Consider the following 7,243-nt stretch of genomic DNA (forward strand, 5'->3'; position numbering starts at 1 on the left):
TTCCTCCGGGAGCACCTCCCGAGAAGATGGCCTCGGCCCTGGCTCGGCACGCCTCAGTCGGCTATCGGCTGCTCTCCCGGACCCTCTCCTCTCAGAGAGCCACTACGCAACACCTTGAAAGGGGTGGCCCTAAGGGCTGTCTACTCCTGCGACAGATCGACCTCGACGCGAGTGGTCTTCCCTTCGGTCACGGTGATCTGCCGCTCTACCTCCTTGCCTAGCTTGTCGTTGACGAGTTTCAAGGTGTAGAGCCCCGGATCGAGCGGAAATGACCTCCTCCGGGTCTCGCCCATCTGCCAATTATTCAGGAACAGCTCCGCCTTGGGTTTGACTCGTAGGTCGAGGATGCCCTGCCCTGGAGGAGGAGGTGGTGGCGGTGGAGGTGGCGGCGGAGGGCGAACCACCTCGACGATGCGTGCGGTACTGCCAGCGTCCATAACCGCCAGAAGGTCGCCTGGACTGTCAGGACCCGCGTCCTTCGCGGCATCCGACGACGACGAGTCTGAGGTGACCCCCGCGCCACCATCTGCACTCACGGTGACCTCCATCTGCTCTGGCGGCGGGAGCCGAGGCTTCTGGATGAGATACCCACCTCCGACCAGGAGCAGCACGAGCCCCGCCAGGCCCCCCCAGGCAGTGCCTCTCTCGGAATACCGCCGAGGGCTGGAGACAGGAGTCGCTGGCAGAGGCTCTGCGTGAGAAGCGACGGGCGCAGGGGGGCCACTGGCTTCCTTGCGGATGAGTCGCGATGGGCGGGCGGCGGACGTCAGCTCCTCCGAGGAATCCCTGCGCTCGAAGGGTCGCAGCGCCACCACGGGCTCGACCGTTGGGGGAGGCTGTGGAGACATTCCCTGCAGGGGACCGCTCCGCAACGAACTGTTTGCCAGGCTGCGTGTCACGGGGCTCTCAGTCCCCGCCGTCATCATCGTAACGATCTGCGCGATCTGCGCGGTGCCCATGGGCTTGGCCGTGGACAGGATGAACTCCTCCAGCTCCGCCTGGAAGGAAGCACAGTCCGGGTAGCGCCGCTCGCGCTCCTTCGCGAGGGCGCGCCCCAGGATGCGCTGGAGCGCATCGGGCACATCTTGCCGGCGCTGTGCCACGGGCACATGCGTCTCGAAGAGAATGGCCTGCACCGTGCCAGCCTCCGAGGTGCTCGTGAAGGGCTTGAACCCCGTGAGCAGCTCATAGAGGACGACGCCCAAGGCATACACATCCGCCCGACAGTCCAGCGGCTCATTGCGAAGCTGCTCGGGCGGCATGTACGCCAGCTTGCCTTTGAGCACACCGGTCTGGGTATGGGGGCTCAGCCCTGCGGCCTTGGCGATGCCAAAATCCACCACCTTCACCGAGCCCTGCCGCGACAACAGGATGTTGTCGGGGCTGATGTCACGGTGGATGATATTCAGGGGCTGTCCCAGGACGGGATCCCAAAAGCCATGAGCAAAGGCCAACCCCTCACATGCTGAAGCGACGATGCGAGCGCAGAGCGCGACAGGGAGCGCGAGGCCTACCGCACTGGCATGCTTGATGATCTCCCGGAGGTTGGGGCCGTCGATGTACTCCATGGCGAGGAAGTACGTGCCCTGCGCTTCACCGAAGTCGAAGATCTGGACGATGTTGGGGTGGTTGAGCTGCGCAGCCAGCCGAGCCTCGGTCAGGAACATCTCCACGAACATGGGCTCGGTAGCGAGGTGCGGCAGGATGCGCTTGAGCACCAACAGCTTCTCGAAGCCCAAGGGGCCAGCGGACCTGGCCAGGTACACCTCGGCCATGCCGCCGGTCGCGAGTTTGTGGAGCAGCTGATACTTTCCGACCTGCACGGCGACTCCTCCCAATCCTCATTCGGGTAGCGCGGGCTGGAGGGCCTCCGGGCGCTGACCGGTATTGCGACCTGCATGCCCGCCTGCTGGGCATGCGAGCTACCGCTGTCTCGGGCCTTGGGAAGGAGCCATTTCTACCTTTGCCCCACGCAACGGAGGTGGTCCATGCCAGACGTACAGCTTCCCAGCGCGCGAGATGCGCGCTCTCTTCTTCCTCCCTCCCTGCAGCGCACCGTGCGCCGCTCGCTTTCAAAAGGTCCGGAGGCGGGAATCGCTTCGAAGCCGCTGTTCGGCGTGCTGCCGCTCAAGCGCCTCATCCCTCAGGACATGCACTCCCTGCTCGACTACGCCAACGCCTTCACGGTGGCAGGGGTGGGCCTGAGTTCGAAGTCACCAGCATGCACCGCGGGGATCGCTCTGGGCCTCTCGGTCGCGGGAGTGTCTCTGCTGACCGACTACCGGCTGAGCGTGCGCAAGGCCATTCCCATCGAGGTGCATGAGGTCCTCGACTACGTGTGGGCCATCAGCGCCATCGCCGCGCCCTTCGTGTTCGGCTACGCGCGCCGAGCACCCGTCGCCGCCATCATCCACATCATGAGCGGCGTCAGTACCATCCTCGGCGCCCTCTTCACCGACTACAGGGCGCAGGTGGGAGTCAAGTGGGGCAAGCAAGACCAGCTTCTGGGGCAGTCGCCGCAAGCCGCGATTGGCGCGTAGCATCGCAGGCGTATTCTCTCCCGTGTGCCGCCCGCCACGGTGGCCGGCACACGCGGAGTGCATCTTGCGCCTGCGCGCGTTCCACCCCGCGCCTGCAAGCAAGCCGACCAGCGCCACCCACGGCTGTGCATCCGATGCCGCGCACCCCAGCCCTCCACCGACGGCAGACGCTTGGGGCTTGGCTGGCACCACGCTGAAGGTGACTTGTGATGGGTCCCCTGTGTTGTCCGCCTTGTCCGTCGCATCTACGAGGATCGTGTATGTCCCCGCGGCAAGCTCCTTGGTGAGCTCCCATTGCTCGCTGATGATAGGAGCGCTCCCAAGAAGAGAACTGTCAATTCGCTCGCCCAGGAAGAATCTTACCTGGCCTTCTTTCGCGGCCGTTCCACGAATCGTGAGGAGCCCCACGACCACGGCCCCTTCCTGAGGTGACGTGATGATCGGTGCCGGTGGCGGTGTGATGACGACTTCCCATCTGTAGGGTTCGGGAGTGGGATCGACATTCCCTGCTTGATCTCTCGCACGTATCAACAGGTCGTGCCAACCTTCTACCCTTTTTGTCCCTGCCGTCTTGAGGTTCAATCTCACGGCGCCTGTGCAATCACTGGGATCCTCCTCGGCACACTCCATCATGGCCTGACAATCGACGTATAGAGTCTCATCGAGGCTGCATTCGAACGCTCTGGCACCACTGGGTGATTTGACCACGAAGTCCACAGTCCTCGACCCATGGGAGACGTCAGGCCCTTCGAGGATCTGCGTCTCGGGTGGTTCCGTATCGATCGTAAAAGAGATGTCTTCGGTACGAGGGCTGAGGTTGCCTGCGGCATCGAGCGCCTCGACACTCAAATAATGCGTGCCATTGGGAAATGGTACGGAACTCTCGAGTTCCCACGCCCCAGGCGCAGAGGCATTCTCTCCCGGTTCGACGGACGTACTCCCAACGAACTGTTCGCCCTCCTCGCTGCGGATGTAGACATTGACGGTAGCAAAGGCCTCTCCCGTTCCTGAAACTCGAGGTTTGCTTACATTCACCAGGGCTCCTGCGTGAGGAGATACCACCTGCACTGCTGGAGCCCTCGTGTCGATGATCCAGGTGTATCGCTTCGCAGGATTGCTCGCGTTGCCTGCCAGGTCCACGGCACGCACGTAGAGGTTGTAGCTGCGATCCGCAAGACCGAGCATCTCGTAGGGATTCGGACACTCCGAGAACCTTGAGCCATCGTTGCTGCACTCGTAGCGCTGCGTCTCTTCATCGGAGTCGAACCTGAACAGCACATCCCTGTCTTTTCCCAGCTGAGGTGGCATCGTCACGATATTGACGAGCGGAAGCCTCCTATCCATGAAGAACTTCCTGAGGACAGAGCCCCCACTGACGTTGTCAGCAGCATCCTTGGCCTCGGCGTGAAGGGTGAGCTGACCGTCCTCGAAGACTCCGATATTGACGGAGCGCTCCCAGGTTCCCGCGCCGGAGACACTGGCAAGCCCCTGATACACGCCATTCACGAACACGGAGACACTGCTGAGCGCTTCAGCGCGCCCCGTGACAGAGATGATCGAGAGGTTGGTGTAGCTCCCCTCGAGTGGCTCCTCGATCGAGGGGGGAGCCGGAGCTTCCAGGTCCACATTCCAGGAGTACCCGGCTCCGTCCGTATCCACATTTCCCACCGCATCCCTGGCGCGCACCTGGAAGGTATGACGGCCTTGCCCGAGACCGCTGTAGCTCTTCGGGCTGACGCAGACAGCATCCCAAGCCCCGTCACCCAGCCTGCACTCATAGGTGACCTGCTCCGCGGTATTGCCTGCAACGGAGAAACGAAACGTAGCCGTGGTGCTGTTGGTATCCGCGGGAGGAGTGGAATCAATCTGGGTCTCCGGAGCCGCTGTATCCACGGACCAGTCTCGGCGCTCCACGGTGCCATCCGCATTGTTCGCCCGATCGATCGCGAAGACCTGGAACCAGTGTGGTCCATCGGGCAGGTCCTGGTAGGTCACAGGGGACGTGCATGGCTGGAAGTCTGTCTCTCCAGAGCGGCGACACTTGAACGTGGACCCCACCTCGTTCGAAGTGAAGCTGAAGGCCGCGCTCGTTGAATTGGTGGGCTCCTCGGGTCCTCCGGTAATGGTCGTCACCGGCGAAACACGATCGAGGTTCCACCGTCGATCCGCGGGTGAGGCATCCGCGTTACCAGCCTGGTCCCTCGCCCGCACATCCAGGATATAGGCACCATCGGTAGTCACCGTCACGGTGTAGGGGGTGGAGCACACAGCGAAGCCCTGCTCCACGGTACTGTTGAGCCGGCACTCGTATGTCACTCCTGTCTCATTCGAGCTGAACGAGAACGTGATGCTCGGGGAGTTTGTCCACTCGGGAGTGCCTGGAGTGATCGTGGTTTCTGGCTTCATCGTATCGACGCTCCAGCTGTGTCTCGCCGGGGAAGCATCGACATTGTCTGCCCTATCCTTGGCACGTACCTCCAAGAGGTAAGCACCATCCGCAGGTACTGTGAGGGTATAAGGCGTCGGGCATGGCGCGAAGTCCTGCTCGGCCGTACTGTTCAGCCGGCACTCGTATGTCACTTCTGCCTCCTCCGAGCTGAACTCGAAGGTGGCCGTCGCCGAGGGGCTATACATCTCGGGCCCATCATCGATGGCGGTGGTTGGCGCCACCATGTCCACGGTCCACGAGTGGTCATCCGGGGAGGCATCGACATTGCCTGCCCTGTCCTTGGCACGCACTTTCAGTACATGCGGCCCATTGCTCAAACCGTTGAACACGGGGGGGGTCGGACAGGCCGTGAACGCTGTCTCATCGTCCAGCTGGCACTCGTAGCTCACATTCGGTGCCTCATCCGAGCTGAACTCGAAGGTGGCTGTCGCCGAGGGGCTATACATCTCGGGCCCATCATCGATGGTCGTGCTCGGCGGCAACGTGTCCACGGTCCACGAGTGGTCATCCGGGGAGGCATCCACGTTGTCCGCCAGATCCTTGGCACGCACTTTCAATACATGCGGCCCATTGCTCAAACCGTTGAACACGGGGGGAGTCGGACAGGCCGTGAACGCTGTCTCATCGTCCAGCTGGCACTCGTAGCTCACATTTGGTGCCTCATCCGAGCCAAACTCGAAGGTGGCGCTGGTCGAGGAAACGTGCCCCACCGGCCCCGTCACGGTGGTGGTTGGCGCCACCGTATCCACGGTCCAAGAGTGTTCAGCTGGGGAGGCATCCACGTTGTTCGCCAGGTCCTTGGCACGCACCTTCAGCACATGCGCCCCCTCGTCCAGCCCGCTGAAGACAGGAGGCGTCGGGCACTCCGTGAACGCTGTCTCATCGTCCAGCTGGCACTCGTAGCTCACATTCGGCGCCTCGTTCGAGCTGAACACGAAAGTGGCGCTGGTCGAGGAAACATGCTCCACCGGCCCTGTCACGGTGGTGGTTGGCGCCACCGTATCCACGGTCCAGGGGTGTTCAGCCGGGGAGGCATCCACGTTGTTCGCCCGGTCCTTGGCACGCACCTTCAGCACATGCGCCCCCTCGTCCAGCCCGCTGAAGACAGGAGGCGTCGGGCACTCCGTGAACGCTGCCTCATCGTCCAGCTGGCACTCGTAGCTCACATTCGGCGCCTCGTTCGAGTCGAACTCGAAGCTGGCGCTGGTCGAGGAAACGTGCCCCACAGGCCCTGTCACTGAGGTGGTCGGCGCCACCGTATCCACGGTCCAGGGGTGTTCAGCCGGGGAGGCATCCACGTTGTCCGCCCGGTCCTTGGCACGAACCTTCAGCACATGCGGCCCCTCGCCCAGCCCGCTGAACACAGGAGGCGTCGGGCACTCCGTGAACGCTGTCTCATCGTCCAGTTGGCATTCGTAACTCACATTCGGCGTTTCGTTCGACATGAACACGAACATGGGGCTCGTGGACGAGTCGTACGAGGGAGGCCCCGCGATGGATGTATCTGGCAGCACGGTATCCACAGTCCAGTGGTGCTCGGCGGGAGTGCCATCCTCATTGCCCTCTGGATCCTTGGCACGAACCTTCAGCACGTGTGGCCCCTCGTCCAGCGCGTTGAACACGGGGGGAGTCGGACAAGCCGTGAACGCTGTCTCATCGTCTAGCTGGCACTCGTAGCTCACATTCGGCGCCTCATCCGAGCTGAACTCGAAGGTGGCTGTCGCCGAGGGGCTATACATCTCGGGCCCATCATCGATGGTGGTGGTCGGCGGCAAGGCATCTACAGTCCACGGGTACTCAGCAGGAGAGGCATCCACGTTGTCCGCCAGATCCTTGGCGCGCACCTTCAGCATATGTAGCCCCTCGCTCAGTCCATTGAATACAGGGGGCGTCGGGCATGCCGTGAACGCTGTCTCATCGTCCAGCTGGCACTCGTAGCTCACATTCGGTGCCTCATCCGAGTCGAACTCGAAAGTGGCTGTCGCTGAAGAGCTGTATGTGTCGGGCCCATCCTCGATGGTCGTGCTCGGTGGCAACGTGTCCACGGTCCAAGAGTGCTCAGCTGGGGAGGCATCCATGTTGTCTGCCCGGTCCTTGGCACGCACCTTCAGCACATGCGGCCCCTCGCCCAGCTCGTTGAATACAGGAGGCGCCGGGCATGCCGTGAACGCTGTCTCATCGTCCAGTTGGCACTCGTAACTCACATTCGGCGCCTCGTTCGAGCTGAACACGAACGTGGCGCTGTCGGAGGAAA

At 62.6% G+C, this 7,243-nt stretch carries 2 protein-coding genes; both read right to left on the reverse strand.

The genetic code is table 11. The features are described from left to right. Positions 1–140: 140 nt before the first annotated feature. Positions 141–1,823, reverse strand: a complete 1,683-nt coding sequence (locus tag SYV04_RS43555) for a serine/threonine protein kinase (protein WP_321552053.1) — start codon at positions 1,821–1,823, stop codon at positions 141–143. A gap of 390 nt (positions 1,824–2,213) precedes the next feature. Next, the gene (locus SYV04_RS43560; RefSeq protein ID WP_321552054.1) at positions 2,214–7,193 is read right to left on the reverse strand and encodes an Ig-like domain-containing protein; all 4,980 of its coding nucleotides are present in this window, start codon (positions 7,191–7,193) and stop codon (positions 2,214–2,216) included. Between the last annotated feature and the right edge of the window lie 50 nt (positions 7,194–7,243).

This window comes from Hyalangium ruber, assembly GCF_034259325.1.
GTDB classification, from domain to species: Bacteria; Myxococcota; Myxococcia; order Myxococcales; family Myxococcaceae; genus Hyalangium_A; species Hyalangium_A rubrum.